The sequence below is a fragment of the Sphingomonas sp. QA11 genome (assembly GCF_028473665.1).
Classification (GTDB): Bacteria; Pseudomonadota; Alphaproteobacteria; order Sphingomonadales; family Sphingomonadaceae; genus Sphingomonas; species Sphingomonas phytovorans.
On sequence record NZ_CP098774.1, the window covers coordinates 2,836,367 to 2,853,762 of the forward strand.

Consider the following 17,396-nt stretch of genomic DNA (forward strand, 5'->3'; position numbering starts at 1 on the left):
CCCGTGCGACATCGGCGAGGAACGATGGCGCGAGAACCTGGCAAAGACGCGCCACGTGATGCGGCGTGACAGATATCATCCGTCCGCTACGCCGTTATCCTCCCATCGGATTCCGTCGCCGGAATCTCGTCGTCATGCTGCCCCAGCATCGGCGCCGCGAATGGCTTCGGCCCCGGCGTACGCCCGAATTTGATCGCCCGCGTGACTCCGCGATAATAGCCGAGCACCGGGTGTGCGATGCTGGAAACCATATCCTCGACACGCACTTGCGGGTGTTCAAACATTTCCTCGATATGACGAACGGCGGAGCACGGCACGGCGTCACCGAAAATCCGCTCCCATTCGAGCGCGGTTCTCGCGGCAAGTGCGGCGTGCAGTTGCGGGACCAGTTCGGCGGCATGTTGGGCGCGCCTGCGTACGGTGTCGTAGCGTTGGTTGTTCGCCAGCTGGTCAAGACCCGTTAGCGCACACAATGCTTTCCAGAAATGCGGCGTGTTGGCCGAGAGGTAAAGATACCCGTCGCCGGTCGGATGGAGCCCGGTAATTCCGCCGGACCGCATGTCGCGCGAAATATCATGTGCCTCCCCTTCCGCCTGGATCATCCGCGCCGACTGCATCGTCAGCGCGCTGCGCAGCAGAGAGACCCCGACATATTGCCCCTTTCCGCTGCGTTCGCGCTCGAATAGGGCCGATGAAACGCCCGCCGCGACCAGGGCTGCTGCGTAATAGTCAACTGGCGAGCCGTAGGTAAGCTCGGGTACCGGTGGCTTGCCCTGCAGCACGCACATCCCGGTCATCGCCTGGAGCACCTGATCGTACCCCGCCTTGCCGCTTAGCGGGCCTTCCTCGCCATAGCCGCTGACCGCGCAATAGATCAGGCGCGGATTGATCGCTTCCAGCCCAGGATAATCAATGCCGAGTCGCTCGGCGACGCCCGGTCGGAAATTGTGGACGAGTATATCGGCCCGCGCGATCAGACTCATCAGCGTCGCATGATCGGCTTCCGCCTTGAGGTCGAGCACGATGCCGCGCTTGCTGCGATTGACGCCGAGGAATGCGCGATTCTCGCCGTCGAGCGTGGACGGATAGGCACGCAGATTGTCGCCGGCGGGCGGCTCGACCTTGATCACGTCGGCGCCCTGATCGGCCAGCAACGAACAGCCATACGGCCCGGCGATGTAGGCGCTGAGATCGAGCACGCCGATGCCCGAAAGCGGCCCGCGCGGGCCATCGCGCGCAGGATTGTCGAACGCGGAGACAGAGGGCGAAAAGGAGGATGCCTTCGTCAAGATCAGGTTCCCGGTTGGGTGTAAGGTACAGGGGCGAACAGCGCGCGCTGCCACCGGCGCGGGTCGTTCTCGACGCGGCTCGCGATATCGAAGATCATCGTGGCGCGGCGCTGCTCGTCATAGCTGGACCAGGCCGACAGTCCGGCAAGGTTGGGGTTGCCAGTGCGGGCAAAGGCGACGAAACGCCGCTGCATCAACCACGCCAGCGCGCGGGTGTCCGGGCCGGTACCGGTCAAGGCATCAGGCGCATCGAGCGTGCCGAAGACAAGCCCGATATCGATCCCGTGGAACGCCCCTCGGCTGGGGTTGGTCGGTGACGCGAAATCGACCTGATAGACGTAGGCCGGCCGGCCGGCACGGGCGCGCACCTCCGCCTCGATCACTTGCGGTCGCCAGCTGCGCCCGTCCGTGGTGGCGGCATAGAAGATATCGGCGGGAGACGCTGCAGGCATATGCGCGCGATAGGCACTGACGACGGCTTCAGGCGACAGGTCGACCGGCAGTTCGGCGGCGATACGATCGGGCAACGCCTCCCAGGTCAGCGCGCGCATCTCAGGCGAGGCGGGGTCGGAGAAATCACGGGTCTCGTCACGTGTCCCACCGAGCATCAGATCGACATCGAGCCCGATCGGATGGGCGTCCGGCCAGAAGGGATGGCGCGTCAGCCAGCGGTCATCGAGCACAGAGCCCATATAGATCGCACCGCGCTCAATCGGATCGTCGGCATCGAGCGCCTCGATCAGTTTTTCGACAGGCTGGTCGAACAGGCGTCGGGATTCGGTGTCCTTCAAGCCGAGCCGCGCGAGATAGGCACGGGCGCGGCGGGTCGCGTGCACCGGACCCGAGACGGTCACCTGCTGCCCGCTCATCGTGATCGCACGGCGGAACAGGCCACGCGCGGCGGGCATCGCCATCAACGTCGCGATCTTGGCGCCGCCGCCCGACTGGCCGATCAGGGTGACGCGCGCCGGATCGCCGCCGAACGCGGCGACATTGTCACGCACCCATTGCAGCGCGAGCACCAGGTCGAGCTGGCCGGCATTGCCGCTGTCCGGGAAAGCCGCGTCCAGTCGGGCAAGGTAGAGATAACCCAGCGCGTTGAGCCGGTGATTGACCGTCACCACGACGACCTCACCTGCTGCGGCGAGTTGGCGGCCATCGGTGATCGGGTCGTTGGCGCTGCCATAGGCATAGCCGCCGCCATGGATCCACACCATCACCGGCAGGCGCGCGCGCATGCCGGGCGCAGGCGTCCATATGTTCAGCGACAGGCAGTCCTCGGCCTGTGGACGCCGCTTGCCGCGCTGCGGGCAGGCCGGGCCGGACTCGGTCGCGCGGACCGTCTCCGCCAGCACCGGTGCGGCGGTGGGCGCCCGAAAGCGCCTAGCTTGCCCGTATCGGATACCGCGGAAGGCCGCGACGCCGTTCCGCCGTTCGCCGACGAAGCGCCCGGCCCGGCAGGCGATCACCGGATCGCCCGCCCCGTGCACTACGCCGGTGGCAAGCATGGTAGCACTTCCGGCTATCATCGCGCGCCGCGTCGGAGAGGCGAAAGCACCCGGCGTCATGCGTCGCCCTCCGCCAGGCCAAGCCAGGTCAGCCGCCACGCGCCGTCCTGTCGCCCGCCCGCGCGATACCAAGGCTCGAACACGATCGATGCGCGACCTGCCGGCTCCAGCCGGATCGTGTCGCCATCGGCGACGGCCACCGGCGCTCCAGCGAAGCGTACCGTCTCGCTGCGTTTGAAGCCGTCGACCAGACCTGTTGCATAAGCGAGCGGCCCGCGGCTGACCGCGACGAAATCATAATGCATCACTTCCTGCGCGACCGGCACATTGCCGGGTGCGAGCGATTCTTGCACGTTGTGCTGCGTCGCGTGATGCACCCTGACGGGCATCGGCACATCGAGCGTGATGACATCGCCCGGCGCCCAGTCGCGCTCGATGCGCGCATAGCGGCCCGGGATCGCCACGATCGTCTCGTCGCCGACGCGCAATGTCGCATACTCGGCCCAATTGGGAATGCGAACGTCGACCGCGAAATGTGCAGGCGACACGGGCGTCACCTCGATCGCGATCGGCCCATCGAACGGATAAGCGGTTTGCTGGCGAAGCTGAACGACACCCGCTTCCGGCAACGTGATCTTGGCGGAGGATTCGCCCAACAGGTTGATCGCGATCGCCCCATCGACGGTCACGCCGTAGGCGATCGCCGGCAGTTCCTCCAACGCTATCGCCCCGCTCGACTTGCAGCAGCGCCAATAGGTCGTGTGTATCCGCCGTCCGTTGGGGAAGGAATAATAGCACCAATCCTCGCCGTCGGGCGCCTGCGCGCCGAGCAGGTCGTTGTAGGCGCTGCGCTCGATCTCCTGTGCGAAGGCGGCGTCGCCCAGGATCGTCAGCAATTCGCGGTTGAGCTGGATCCACGCCATGGTCGAACAGGTCTCGACATAGGCTTCGGGGCTGAACACGCCGGCGGGATTGAACACCTCGCGCGAGCGATGCGCGACCCCGCCCCATGGCCCGCCGCCGAGCGTCAGGTGATGCGAGCGTACCGCCTGCCAGATGTTGCGCACCGCAGCGAGATATCGTTGCTCACCCGTCGCGCGGTTGAGCTTGGCGAGCCCGACCAGGTTCCACAGCAGCTGATATGCCTTGCCCGTGGCGATCTCGGATGGATCGGCACCGGCCAGCGCCGCGCTTAGCAAGCGGTTGTGCGGTTCGCTTTCGGCCTGCGCGACCACCAGCCGCGCGAGATCGAGATAACGCTCCTCGTCGGTCGCGAAAAAGAGCTCGACCGCAGGATCGAGCAGCACGGTCGCCGACAGGCCGAAATGGTTGCCGAGATCGGTGATCGCGATCCCGCCCTCGGTCAATGTGCGCCAGCATAGATCGCCGATGCGTGCAGCGGCATCGCGATAGCGTTCATCGCCGACCGCCTTCCACAACTCGACCAGGCCGAGGACCAGATAGGAGTGCGTCCAGATATCCCAGGTTCGCAACGCCGGCGCCCCGTCCCAGGTCACCGGCTTGGGCGGCTGCGGCACCATGAAGCGGCGCGACGGCGCGTAATTGCCGAGATAACCGTCCGCATCCTGGCGCTCGATCAGATAATCGGCGACGCGCAGCACGCGGCCGAGCAGCGCATCGTCACCGGCGCGGACCGCGGCGCGGGTCGCGGCGACCAACCACTTGCCGGCATGTTCGCCGTACCAATCGCCTTCCTCGTCGCCCGCCACGACCTCCGGCGCGAACAGGGCGATCGCCGGGCTGCGCTCGTCGGTGATGAAATGCGAGAGCCGACCCTTGCGATTGGCCTCGACCGCTTCGCCGAGTAGCCCACCCAATGTCGCCGCGTCGGGCGGCGCGAGGCGCATCGCCGGCTCAGCGATCGGCGGCACAACGGAATCCGATCCCGGCCGAACGATCCTTGGCGGGCGCCATCAACAGCAATTTGCCGTGCTGGTCGAGGCGGTAGGCCGGCGGAAAATACCAATGCGAGGTCTGCGGCTGGTAGGCGCTGCCGCCGCGCAGCACGCCGCCCCGGATGCGGTCATCATGATATTCGTCGGTCCATTGCCAGACGTTGCCGACCAGATCTTCCACGCCGAATGGACTCGCACCCTCGGGATGCGCGCCGACGTCGGCCGGCGCCGGCATGACGCGGTCGAGCGACGGCGCGGGCACCGCGGCCTCGTCCCATTGATTGCCCCAGGGATAGCGCCGGCCGTCGGTCCCCTGCCCGGCATATTGCCATTCCCATTCGCGCGGCAGGCGCTTTCCCGCCCAGGCGGCATAAGCGCGCGCATCCTCGAGCGAGACCCAGACGACGGGCTTGTTCTCCCAACCGGCGGGCGGCGCGCCGTCGTGCCAATGGGGCAGGAAATTGCGACTGTCGGCGGGCGCGTATCCACTGGCGTCGAGGAACGCCTTGAACTGCGCATTCGTCACTGGGAAGCGGTCGATCCAGAAGGCGTGGATGGCCATCCGCCGACGATGATGACGGCGCGGGCCGTCCTCCCAGGGATACTGCACGTCGACGCCCTCGATCGCGTAGCCCTCAATCTCGATCCCATGCACCGCGAAGTCGAAGTCGCCAGCGGGGATCGCCACCATGCCTTCCGGCGCATCCGCATAACGGGCGGTCGGCGCGATAGGAACAAGTTGTTGCTTGGCCGAGGTCCAGCCGGCGGACAGCGAGGCGAATGGCGTAGCGGCATGGGCACGCATCTCAGCCTGGAACGCGTCCAGCCCGTCGACCATCTGCCCCTCTGTTACCGCGAGGATCGCGCCGAAGCCGCGCCCGGCAACTTCCAGCGTCAGGATCGCGCGGTCGCCGTCGAGTCGCGGATCGAGCGCAACGCCATTCCAGACATCGACGTAGCGAGTACCCGCGACATGCAGCACCGCGAGTTGCTCGCCTCCGACGGCGTATTCATTGCGGTTGATCAGCGTCCAGAGGATCCGCCCTTCGCGCGGGAAACGGCTGGCGAAGATCCCTGCCTGCAAAGTCCGCTCGTACGGCCGCCAGTCGGGGCTGACCATCAGCGGCGCGAAGAAGCGCTGCACCATCGCCACCCGGCGCAACGTCTCGGCATCGCGCGGCGTGAACATGTTGACGAAGCCGAAGACGTTCTCCCACGCGACGTAGCCGACGCCGTTGAAGAAGGCGTGTTGCAGGTCGTTGGTCCGCGAGCGGCTCCAGCGGTTCTCGATATTGATGATGTGCCGTGGCTCAAGCCATTTCAGCTTGAGCACCGTCGGGATGCTCTCGTCGGGGACGCGCTTGGTCCAGCTCTGCAAGTTCCAACCAAGGATATGGTCGCCGGCTTGCGATGTCGTCTCGGGCTGCAACACCACCGCCCGCCCCGCCGCCTCGCACGCCTTGTGGAAGGCGAGCGGTACGCCGCTATAGGTGTCGCCGTTGATACCGTCGGCGCCGGTCGCCGCGACGATCGCCGCCATCCGCTCCCAGTCGGGCGCACCGTCCGGCCGGGTGCCATTGTCCCATGGCATGGTCGGCAGGAATACTTTGACCCCGCGCCGGTGGAAGTCGGCGACGACCTGCTTCAGTCCCTCGATGCCGCCGGGCAACGCATCGACCAGGTCGAACTGGCTGCGGTCGTCGACCCCGATATTGGGATAGATGTACCAGATGAGCACGCTGTCGACGGTGCCGAGCCGCGCCTCGAGATCGTCGAGATAGCGGTCGACGGTGTAGCGCCCCGTCTCGGGATCATAGAAATAGCGGTCCTCGACCATCAGCAAATTGTGGACGAAATTCGTCTGCGACCATTTGAGGTCGGGGCGGCGATAGAAATCGTCGTCGAAGCCGATACGGATCAGATGTTCGCGGCGCCACTCGATCAGTCCCTGCACCCATTCGTCCGCCGCGCCGTCGGCATCGATCTTCCAGCGTCCCATTTCCTGGAACGGCCAGCCCGGTACCTTGCCCGGTGTGGGCAGATAGGGACCGGTGAGCGCGTGCGAGAATTTGACGTCGCTGGTCGTATGGATCGGGTTGGTCATAGGTCTTTCTTCAACGCGCCGGGTCGATGCCGCAATAAGCGGCGAGATCGTCGCGGTCCTGCTGGCAGGCAATGGTCAGGAAGGTGTCGACGTCGCTACGCTGCGGGATGCTCGATTGCGCACCCGCCCGGGTTGTGACGAGCGCCGCCGCGGCGGCGGCACGGGTCAGGGCAGCCCCCAAGTCGAGGTCTTGCGCCAATCCCGCGGCCAGGACGCCGCAAAAGGTGTCCCCCGCTGCCGTCGTGTCGACCGGCGTGACGATAAAGGCCGGCTGGAGCAGATAGTCGTCGCCGACGCGCGCGCAGGCGCCGCGTCCGCCGAGCGTCACCACCGTGGTCGCGACGCGGGTTCGCGCCAGACGCTCGGCGATTGACCCATGAGCACCGACCAGCAGCCCGAGTTCATCCTCATTGACGACCAGCACGTCCACGGCATCGAGCAACGCGGTGGGCAATGCCTGCGCCGGCGCGGCATTGAGCATCACCCTGACGCCACGATCGCGCGCCGTTAGCGCAAAGGCAGACACGGTCTCGACCGGTGATTCCAGTTGCATCACCAGCCATTTGATGCCGTCGAGATCGGACAGATCGTCCGCGCGGAGATCGGCATTGGCGCCCGGCGCGACGGTGATCGCATTTTCCGCGGCATCGGACACGGTGATCAGCGCCGCGCCGGTCGATCGCGACGAGCGGCGGACGTCGAGTTCGACGCCCATGCTCGTCAGCGAAGCGGTGATCAGACGCGCGAGGTCGTCGTCGCCAAGTGCCACCAGCATCCTGGTCGCAGCGCCGCCCGCCCGCGCGGCAGCGGCTGCCTGGTTGGCTCCCTTGCCGCCGGGGAAGATCGCCAGGTCGCCGCCGAGCACCGTTTCGCCGGCCGCGGGGATGCGGCCGGCGCGCACGACGAAGTCGGCATTGGCGGAGCCGGCGACCAGGATGCGAAAATCGGATTGGTCGCCCACAGTCTCCTCCCCTCGGCTCAGAAGTCGCGGTGGAACGTGAGAGACACCGTCCGCCCGCGGCCCGCAAAGTAATTCTGGTAGATATCGATCTGCGACGAGCTCAGGAAATAGAACTTGTTGAACAGATTCTCCACGCCGAGCGAGACGGTACCGATGCTGCCCGCCTTGACGTTCGCCGTCAGGTCGAAAAGCGTGTAGCCCTTGGTATATTCGTTGATCGCCGGGAGGTGACGACTGAAATAGCTGGTCGAACCGAGCGACAGCGAAGCCGCTGGAATGAAGCGCCACGTCGCCGTCGCGGTGAGCTTGTCAGGCGCGATATTGAGTACGCCGAGCGGCGTATCGATCGGACTGGCCACGCCATTGGCGGCCGAAGTCTTGCCGACGACGTGGCTGTAGACGACATTGAGGCGCACGTCGCTGGTCGGGCGCAGCTCGCCGCTCACATCGAAGCCGTAGATCGAGATCGGCCGGCGATTGAGGACGTAGTCCTTGGTCACCGGATCGACCGCGTAGGTCGAGCCATCCTTGGACTTCGATTGATAGTAGGAAATGCCGAAGCTGCCGATCCCGCCACGCCAATTGAGGCCGATCTCCTTGTTCTTGAAGATCACCGCTTCGAGTCCGATCAGCGACGTGACGCTGTTGCCGGCCGTGCTGACGTTGCGCAGCGGAATGCCCACGTTCGGTAATGAAAAACCCTCGCTGTAGGTCGCGAAGGCAGAGAATCCGCTACCGAACCGCCCGATGATACCGGCGTTGAACAGGTCGGCGTTATATTTGAGCGTACCACCCTTCACGAACACGCTGTTGCGATAATAGGTCGTCGTATAGTCGGCGATCTTCACGCGGCCGGCCTCATGGCGCCACCCGCCACTCAGCGTCACCGGACCGATATCATAGCTCAACTGCGCATACGGCTCGATGCCGGTATAGTTCATCGGCGGCACCCATACGCGATTGGTCTGCGCGAGGTACTGCTGCGTCTGGTCGTGAACGAGGTCGATGCCGAAGCGCAGCTCGAGGCCCTTGGTCAGCAGATCCTGATAGGTGTCCGACGTACGCAAGCCATATTTCTTGGACAGAATCTCGGACTGATCGAAGATGACGCCGGTCGAGATGCGCGGATCCTGCTTGTCGATGAGGTTGTCGCCAGGGAAACGCATCTCCTGCTTGGCATAATAGGCCGTCGCTACCAGGTTGCCGCCCAGCAAATTGGTATTGCTGTAGTTTAGCGCAAATTGCAGGAAGCGGTTGAAATCGGGCTTGAACAGCAGCTGGCCGGTGACCGGATCGGTCGGCGGACCGGGCTGCGCGGTGTCGGGAATGCCCGTGGTCTGGTCGGTGCCGGCCGCGGGGCGGACACCGGCGACATAGTGATAATTACCGTTCGATTTCAGATAGAAGAAGCTCGCCGTCGCCTCAAGGCGCTGCGAGCCATTATCGCCGAAGTCGTGGCCGACCTTGAGGAACAGGTCATATTGCTTCGAATCCGCCAGCGAGCTCGACGCGCTGAGGCCGATGCGCCGGCCATTGGCATCATAGGTGATGCCGCGCGAGAGGAAGGAGCCGGCGGCGAAGATGTCGATCCCGTCGGACTTGTGGGCGACCGTGGCACCGAGCTTCCACTGCGAACTGTCGTCGCGGAACTGGGTGCCGAAGCGAGCTGTGACGCCGAGGTGCGTGCCGTCCTGGGTGGCTCGCTTCGAGATATAGTTGATGATACCGCCGGCCGCACCGACGCCCTCGGCCGCCGAGGCGCCGCCGATCACCTCGATGCGTTCGATCGTCCCCATGTCGGTAAAGGTCGCGTTGCGGCTGCCGTCGCGCAACGGGGTCGATTGCGGAATACCATCGAACAGATAGAGCGCGGTGCGGCCGCGGAACGTCTCGCCCAGCGTGTTCATCGTCTGGTTCGATTCCGAATAGCCCGGCACGGTACGCGCCAGAATCGCGGTAGCGTCCTCAGTGATGGTGAGCGAGCGCTGCACCTCGGCCGGCGTGATGACAGTGATCGCCCCGGCGATCTTATCGACCGCCTTGGGCGAGCGGCTGCCGGTGACGATGACTTCGCCGCGATCGGCTGCCATGTCCTGTCTATCGGCGGAACCACTCTGGCCACCATCGGCGACCGATGCCGCGGAATCGGCGCCGGCCTGGGCAAAGGCCGGCAGGGCAACGCTCGATAGCAAGGCTGCCGCAAGCGTCAGACGCGCATGACTAGTCATCGGATATCCTCCCCATACCTATTTTTTCCGGAGGGTATAGCGGTGTAGACGCACGCAAAAGCGGCGGCCTACTACGTTCACACATCACATTTTATGTGGTTCGTCCGCCAAATCTGACTGCGGTTCAGGTCGGCCAGACCACAGTTTTCCTGCGCTGTGAACGCAGCATCAACGCGCTTTTCGCGCGCTACACACCAGCCGACCGCATCGAACACATTAACCGGCGCGGCGATCAGGGGAGAGTGTGTCGATGCGCAGCAAATTGTTCGTGCCCTGCTCGCGTCCCGAATTCTTCGCCAAGGCGGTGGCCGGCGATGCCGATGCTCTATCGTTCGATCTCGAGGACGCCGTTGCGGGCAGGGACAAGGCGACGGCGCGCACGAAGCTGGTCGAATGGCTGCAATCAGACGCCGCCGCATCGTCGGCCAAGCGCCTGATCGTCCGGGTCAACGCGCCCGACACCCCTTTCTTCGCCGACGATCTTGCCGCCCTGGCCGGCCTGCGCATCGACATCGTCAACCTTCCCAAGGCGGAATCGCCAAACGTCGTTCGCTCCGTCGTCGCACGGATGGATGAGGTGGGCATCGCGGCAGACCTGCTGGTCACCATCGAGAATGCGAGCGGGCTCTCTCGCGCCGCGGCGATCGCCGACGCGAATCCGCGGGTGATGGGGCTGCAGGTCGGCCTCAACGATCTGTTTGCCTCGCTCGGTATCGATCGGAACGATGTCCGCCATACCCATGCCGCCTTGTGGTCGATCCGGCTGGCCGCAGGCGAAGCCTCGCGCATCGCCTTTGACGGAGCGTGGCCGGATCTGGCCGATGACGATGGGTTCCGCGCCGAAGCCGAACTCGCTCGCAGCCTAGGCTTTCTCGGCAAAAGCTGTATCCACCCGCGCCAGGTGACGATTGCCAACAAGGTGTTCGACAAAGGCGAAGATATGTCGCGCGCGCAACGCCTGTTAGCCGCCGCTGCGGAGGCCGAGGCCCAGGGCCGGGGCGCGTTCCTGTTCGAAGGTGCGATGGTCGATGCGCCGGCAATCGCGGCGGCGCGCAGAACCGTTCGCCGCTGGGGGGAATCGACCTGATGCGCGGTCTGCTGAAAACGTTGCTGGCCGCGTTCCTTTTGGCATGGATAGCGACCCCCGCCTTCGCCGAACCGCCGGTATCGACCGTCACGACGCCGCTGCCGCCTCTGGCAACCGGCGAGCCAATCCTGCTCGGGGCGGTCGACGACCATTTGATCGCGATCGATCAAAGTGGGAAACACGCCTTCGCGTTCGACGGCCGCAACTGGTCGGCAATCGACGCCCGCCGAATCGCGGTAGCCGGGAGAATTCTTGCCGTCGTGAGCGACGGCCGCCGTGCGGTCCTCCTGATCGGGGCTGAGGGCCGCGCCCGAGCATCGGTCATGCTTGCTTATTCGGGCGGCGGCCTCGACGGACGCGCCCTGCCGCCGCTCCCCCTCCCCCTGCGGTCGGCCACTGGCGCGTTCGAACCCGACGCGCTGCTGGTCACTGGCATCGCCCGCGACGGCACGCCGCGGCTGTTTCGCCTGTCATGGTCGAAGTCGGACACTTGGCAGGCATTCCCGGCGTGGCCGGGAGGTGGCGCACCGACCGCGCTCGCGGCACAGAATGGCGGCATCTTCGTCACGCTTGCGAGCCGGCAGCAATGGCGCTGGCTGTCAACGCAAGGCTGGCATGCGGGTGCGCCGTCACCGGGCACGATCGTCCCCGGTTCGCCGCGCTCCATCGGCCAAGCGTATCTACTCTATCTGGTCGGCAATTCGGGCCGGACGCGCTTGTACAGCTATAGTGCAATCACCGATGCCTGGGCACCGCTGGGACCGGCTCTGACCAAACCACAGATTGCTGCGGTAAGTCGGGGAGACGGTATCCTGTCGGCAGCGCGCGACGGCGTGGGATTGGCCTTCTCGACGTTGACGCTCAAATCGGCGCGCCAATCGATCTCGCCGATCGATATGGCCATCATCGCTGTCTACATGTTCGCGATGCTTGGCATCGGCCTCACCTTCTACCGCCGTGCCAAGCAAGGGCCGTCGAGCGAATTCTTCCTAGGCTCGCGGGCAATTCCCTTCTGGGCGGCCGGCATCAGCATGTTCGCCGGCAGCATCAGCTCGATCAGCTATCTCGCCGTCCCGGCGAAAGCATTCGAGACCAATTGGGAATACATCATGTCGAAGATGACGACGGTGTGCGGGCTGATGTTCGTCGCCATCTTCGTCGTTCCGATCTTTCGCCGTCTCAATCTGGTCTCGGTCTTCAACTATCTTGAGCAGCGTTTCCACCCCGCGATCCGCCTGCTGTCGAGCGCCTTGTGGATCATGATGCAGATAGCCGGACGGATGGGAATCGTGCTCTATCTGCCGGCGATGGCGATCGGCACGATCACCGACATCAGCGTTGTCTGGTGCATCGTCGTCGTCGGGCTGTTCACCATTGTCTACACGGCGCTCGGTGGCATGCGTGCAGTGGTCTGGACGGACGTCTTCCAGGTGCTGGTGCTGACCTGCGGCGCGCTCTTCGCCATCGGTTTCATCGTCTGGCAGATCGGTTTCGGCACCGTGGTGGACACGGCAGCCGCATTCGACAAGACCAAGATGCTAAACTTCAGCTTCGACATCACCCAGCCGACAGTGTGGGGATTCCTGGTGCTGGTCCTGTTCGACGTGGTCCTGACCTTCCCCAAGGATCAGGTCCTGATGCAGCGCGTGCTGGCGACGCCGTCGGAAAAGGCTGCAAGCCGATCGGTCTGGCTGTTCGCGGCCGTGCTGCTGCCCAGCGCCTTCATGTTCTACATGATCGGCACGGTGCTGTTCGCGTATTACCGGGTGCATCCCGCACAGCTCAATCCGATGCTGCCGATCGACACGGTTTTCCCGTCCTTCATCGGCACCGAGTTGCCGCACGGGGTGGTCGGGGTGATCATCGCGGGCTTGATCGCCGCGGCGATGGGCACCCTGTCCGGAATCATCAACAGCGTCGCAACGCTGCTGTCGGTCGATTTCTATGATCGCCTGGTGCCGGGGCGCAGCCAGCGGCAGATCGTACGCTTTGCCGAGATTTCCAGCGTGGGGGTCGGCCTGATCGGAATCGGAATCGCGATCATCCTGTCACGGCTCGACATCCATTCGCTGCTCGACCTCACGATCGAACTGTTCGGGCTATTCGGCGGCAGCTGCGCGGGTGCCTACACGCTCGGTCTGTTCACCAGGCGCGCCAATTGGCAGGGCGTCGCGATCGGCATCGTACTCGCCTCGATCATCACGCTCGTCGTTTGGATCTTCAGCCTCGTCCACCCCTATCTGTATCTCGCGCTCGCAATCGCCTCCTCGATCGTGATCGGCTATGTCTCGAGTTTCCTGTTCCCGCCGCCCAGCCACTCGCTCGAAGGGTTGACGATCTTTTCGCCGCGCACCGGTAGGGCCGAAACCGAGGAGTCAGCGTTATCGATACAGGCTTCCTGAAGACATTCGTCACTGTCGTCGACCACGGATCGATGGCCGCCGCCGCGCGCATGCTCAACATCAGTGCATCAGCGGTCGCCCAGCAACTGCACGCTCTTGAGCGCGAATTGGGCGCGCCCTTGCTGTTGCGCGTCGGCCGCACGATGCGGATGACCGAGGAAGGTGCGCGTGTCCTTGCACCCGCACGCAAACTTTTGCGCGACGCGACCGACCTGCGCGGCATCGCACAGGATGGTACGGTGACGGGCGAATTGTGGCTTGGCGCCTGCACCACGCCATTGACCGGTCTCCTGCCCGACATCCTGGCGGGCGTGAGCAAGAAGTTCCCGCAGGTGAATATCCACATTCAGTCGGGCAATTCGGCGCAACTCTTCGTCGATGTCGAAGCGGGAAAGCTCGATGCGGCGCTGGTACTCGAGGCGCCCTATCCGCTACCCAAGACGTGCGACTGGCTGCTCCTGCGCGAGGAGCCGCTGATCGTGCTGGCGCCACGCGTGCTGGCGGATCGAGATCCGCTGGCGCTGCTGCGCGAGGAACCGCTGATCCGCTACGACCGCAATCAATGGGGCGGCCGGTCAGCCGACGTCTATCTGAACGAGCGCGGCATTGTGCCGCGCGAACGATTCGAACTGAACGCCCTAAATGCAATCGCGATGATGGTCGATCGCGGGCTGGGCGTATCGATCGTGCCCGATTGGGCGCCACCCTGGCCGGAGGGGATCGATATCGTTCGGCTGCAACTGCCGGAACGACGTATCGGCCGGCGCATCGGCATCGTCTGGTCGCGCTCTAGCGTGAGGACCCGACTGGTGACGGTATTGCTGCAGGAAAGCGAACGCCTCGCGAGTACGCAAGATCGGCCTTCAGGGCCGCAACAGAGCCTGTTGGACAGGAAGCCCTGATCATCCCCGCCCCCGTCGGCCAACGTCATTCGTCAACGCGCTGGCTGACACGAACCCGCCAGGAATAGTGGTCCGGCTCCTGCGCCGCACAACCGCGATTGTCGCGCATTGCGGGCAGCCAGATAGGTTTCGAGCGCCAGCCGGACGGTCAGCACAGGCCCCGACGCATCGGCGGCGCGCCTCAGCCTTGCTTTTGTGACGGCCCTCTTCGCAGCCCTCACCGCCTCGGCATAGTCGAGCGTGCCTTCGGTGACGACATCGTCGGCTACCCCGAGATCGAGACGCTGGTAGCAGCGATTCTGATGAGTATACCACCGGACGAACCAGAGCCCGCCCTGGCGCCCCTTGCGGTATCCAAGATGGATGTCCGTATCCATGCCGCGCCAATATATGCCCTTTTTTCAGCGCCGCGCGCGATGCGCGCGTCGTGATCGGGCTCTCGACCAATGTCCGAGCCAACGTCCGACAGGTCATACCAGACCGACAGTAGCAGTGCCTTGAACATCGCCAGCGGTGGCCAGGCCGCTTCACCCCTGGCGTTCGAATGGATGCTCCCGAGCAGGCCGGCGATCTCACTCCAGTCGAGCATCCTCGCAAGCCCATCAAGCGACGACCCCGATCTCGCCGCTGCCGCAAAACCCAGACGCTCCTGACCAATAGAACGATGCGCCATTTTCGTCTCCAGCATGACTCATAGTCGCATTGAATCAGTCATCTAACGGATAGTCCAGACCTACCCGCGCACAGGTCTCATTGGATCTCGACGCCTTTGGGAATCCTCGGCGATTCAACCCGGTCGGGTGCGAGTCTAGCCGCCAGCACCAGTCGTCATGTAGACGATGGCCCATCCGCCGAACCGGCCGCGACGATCATGGATCGACGGGCTGTGAGCATTTTTAAGCGTTTTGCTGACGGTGTAACGCGGGCAAACCATATCATGGTTGTCGATCGTATCGGTTGAACCATCCGATGATGGCCTCGGCCCTGGCTGCGGACTGACTTGGACGTGCAGCCATTTCGTGGAACGCGTCCGGCACCCTGAGCAGGCCGGTTGCGACACCACGATACTGCAACGCGCCGTAGAATTGCTCAGCTTCCGCGATCGGCGTGCGCACGTCCTTCTCCCCAACGACCACCAGCGTCGGTGTTTTGACATTGGAGATCAGCGACAGCGGCGAATGCTTCCAATAGCTCTCCGGGTCCTCCCAGGGCGTCTTGCCGATCCAGTTGCTCATGACCTTGTAGCCGGCGTCCGAAGTCAGCGCGAGGCTGGTCCAGTTCATCGCGGGGCGCTGGGACGCCGCGGCGCGAAATCGATCCGTCTTGCCCACGATCCAGGCGGTCATGATTCCGCCTCCCGAGCCCCCGGTCACGAACAGGCGATGGGGATCGGCATATCCTTGCGCAACCGCGGCGTCGACGACGCTCATCTGGTCGCTATAGTCGATGCCGGGATAGTCGCGATTAATCGCATTGGCGAATGCCTCGCCGTAGGAAGTCGAACCACGCGCATTGGCATATACGACAACGTAGCCGGCCGCTGCGTAGAGTTGGTCGTCGGTCGAGAAATAGGGGCCATAGTGCAGGAACGGCCCGCCATGAATCTCCAGGATCATGGGATATTGACGCGAGCGGTCGAAGCCCGGCGGCGTCAGTACCCAGGCGTCGATCGGCGTCCCGTCGGATGCGGTCACCTTCAACGGCGCCAACGCGCCCAGCGATCGCTTTTCCAGCAGTCCAGCGTTGAGCCGGGTCAACCGCTCGACCACGCCATCGCGCACGATCGCCACGTCGGCCGGGTGATCGGAACCGCCCTGCGGGATGGCAACGGTGCCGCTCCGCGCGACCGAGAACGAGCCACCGCTATAGGGAAGATCGAGCCCGCTATCGGCCAGTCTTTCGGCGACGACGCGCACGATGCCGCCCGGTTCGAACCGGACTACCTTGTTGACGCCCCGATCCTCCAGCGCAGCGAAGAGGCTGCGCCCATCCGCCGCCCAGACCGGGGTGCTCAGGCTGCGGTCGAGATCTTCGTGCGCGACGCGGACATGGCTGCCGTCGCTATCCATGAGATAGATCTTGCGATTTTCGTACGGACGGCGGCGGCGATCGTCATAGCCGCTAAAGGCGATGGTCCGACCATCGGGCGAGACGGTCGCGGAGGCAGCCGGACCTTCAAGCTGCGTCAATCGTGTCAGTGCCCCGCCGGCAAGCGACACCCGATAAATCGCGCTGCGATAGCTGTCGGTCTCCCAACCCTTGTCGCGACGGCTGGTGAAGACCAGTGACAGGCCGTCCGGTGTCCATGACACGGGACCGGCGTCATCAAATGGGCCGGTGGTCAGTTGCCGAAGTGTTCCTCCGACCACGGAGGTAACGAAAACATGATCATAGCCGGGATCGAGATCGCCCTTCCCATCCTTGTGGTACATCGCGCGGGTCGTGAGCGTGATCGACTTCGCCCAGTCGGCGCCCGCGGGCTTGACTAGGGTCGTTCCGAGCGTCTCGGGCGGCACGGACGCATGCATGATCAAGGCGATCTTCGCGCAGTCCGGCGACCAGGACACGCCCGAGGCGGGGCTGGCCAGCGTGGCGATACGCTCGATCCTGCGCGAGACCGGCATGTAGGTGAACAAGCCGCGCGCCTGCCCCTTTGGCGTGGCGGTGAATGCCAGCAGCTTGCCGCTCGCGCACCAGCGCGGCTGCGCGCCGCCGGCGGCCGCTACACCGCCGAGCGGCCGCTGCACGCCAGTGCGCGTGTCGACCAGCCAGATCGATTCCAGCCCCTCATCGGCCATGATATCGTTGGTGATCCGGACATAGGCGACCAGATTGCCGTCAGGGCTGATTTGCGGATCGCTTGCCTGGGTCAGGCGGAAAATGTCCTGAGCCTGGAACCTGGCCGGCTCCGCTGGCGCTCCGGCCATCGCTACCCCCGATACCGCAACCAATCCCATCGCAAAGAGGGCGCGAAATACCGCCATCGATCTTCCCCTTGT

At 64.6% G+C, this 17,396-nt stretch carries 11 protein-coding genes; 3 read left to right on the plus strand and 8 right to left on the minus strand.

Going from position 1 to position 17,396, the window contains the following annotated elements:
- Nucleotides 1-86: 86 nt before the first annotated feature.
- Genes NDN01_RS13160 through NDN01_RS13185 form a run of 6 tightly spaced genes read right to left on the minus strand, consistent with a single transcriptional unit; the run spans nucleotide 87 to nucleotide 10,006 of the window.
- Nucleotides 87-1,343: a CaiB/BaiF CoA transferase family protein gene (locus NDN01_RS13160; RefSeq protein ID WP_272621884.1), complete on the minus strand. Its 1,257-nt coding sequence runs from the start codon at nucleotides 1,341-1,343 to the stop codon at nucleotides 87-89.
- Entirely contained in the window at nucleotides 1,292-2,857 is a 1,566-nt protein-coding gene (locus tag NDN01_RS13165) for a carboxylesterase/lipase family protein (protein WP_272621886.1), read from the minus strand. The genes NDN01_RS13160 and NDN01_RS13165 overlap by 52 nt, the downstream gene beginning before the upstream one ends.
- On the minus strand, nucleotides 2,854-4,689 hold the full coding sequence (locus NDN01_RS13170) for a glycoside hydrolase family 127 protein (protein ID WP_272621888.1): 1,836 nt from the start codon (nucleotides 4,687-4,689) through the stop codon (nucleotides 2,854-2,856). Before NDN01_RS13170 ends, NDN01_RS13165 begins: the two co-directional genes overlap by 4 nt.
- Nucleotides 4,673-6,817 (minus strand): formylglycine-generating enzyme family protein, encoded by a 2,145-nt coding sequence (locus NDN01_RS13175; RefSeq protein WP_272621890.1) that lies wholly within the window; start codon nucleotides 6,815-6,817, stop codon nucleotides 4,673-4,675. Before NDN01_RS13175 ends, NDN01_RS13170 begins: the two co-directional genes overlap by 17 nt.
- 10 nt (nucleotides 6,818-6,827) lie before the next feature.
- Nucleotides 6,828-7,778 (minus strand): ribokinase, encoded by a 951-nt coding sequence (locus NDN01_RS13180; RefSeq protein ID WP_272621892.1) that lies wholly within the window; start codon nucleotides 7,776-7,778, stop codon nucleotides 6,828-6,830.
- A 17-nt stretch (nucleotides 7,779-7,795) separates the two neighbouring features.
- Nucleotides 7,796-10,006, minus strand: a complete 2,211-nt coding sequence (locus NDN01_RS13185) for a TonB-dependent receptor (RefSeq protein ID WP_272621894.1) — start codon at nucleotides 10,004-10,006, stop codon at nucleotides 7,796-7,798.
- A 250-nt stretch (nucleotides 10,007-10,256) separates the two neighbouring features.
- Here NDN01_RS13185 and NDN01_RS13190 point away from each other — a divergent pair, with 250 nt between their 5' ends.
- The 3 genes from NDN01_RS13190 to NDN01_RS13200 are packed head-to-tail and all read left to right on the plus strand — an operon-like array spanning nucleotide 10,257 to nucleotide 14,397.
- The gene (locus NDN01_RS13190; protein WP_272621896.1) at nucleotides 10,257-11,093 is read left to right on the plus strand and encodes an HpcH/HpaI aldolase/citrate lyase family protein; all 837 of its coding nucleotides are present in this window, start codon (nucleotides 10,257-10,259) and stop codon (nucleotides 11,091-11,093) included.
- A complete protein-coding gene (locus tag NDN01_RS13195) occupies nucleotides 11,093-13,495 on the plus strand; it encodes a sodium:solute symporter (protein ID WP_272621897.1) in 2,403 nt (800 codons plus the stop codon). Before NDN01_RS13190 ends, NDN01_RS13195 begins: the two co-directional genes overlap by 1 nt.
- Before the next feature lie 32 nt (nucleotides 13,496-13,527).
- A complete protein-coding gene (locus NDN01_RS13200) occupies nucleotides 13,528-14,397 on the plus strand; it encodes a LysR family transcriptional regulator (protein ID WP_272621899.1) in 870 nt (289 codons plus the stop codon).
- 32 nt (nucleotides 14,398-14,429) lie between these two features.
- Here the strand turns inward: NDN01_RS13200 and NDN01_RS13205 are convergent, their stop codons facing one another.
- Together NDN01_RS13205 and NDN01_RS13210 are read right to left on the minus strand one after the other, a co-directional pair.
- Nucleotides 14,430-14,774 carry a hypothetical protein gene (locus tag NDN01_RS13205; protein WP_272621901.1) on the minus strand — a complete coding sequence of 115 codons (345 nt, stop codon included), beginning with the start codon at nucleotides 14,772-14,774 and terminating at the stop codon, nucleotides 14,430-14,432.
- A gap of 558 nt (nucleotides 14,775-15,332) precedes the next feature.
- A complete protein-coding gene (locus NDN01_RS13210) occupies nucleotides 15,333-17,381 on the minus strand; it encodes a S9 family peptidase (RefSeq protein WP_272621902.1) in 2,049 nt (682 codons plus the stop codon).
- Nucleotides 17,382-17,396 lie beyond the last annotated feature (15 nt).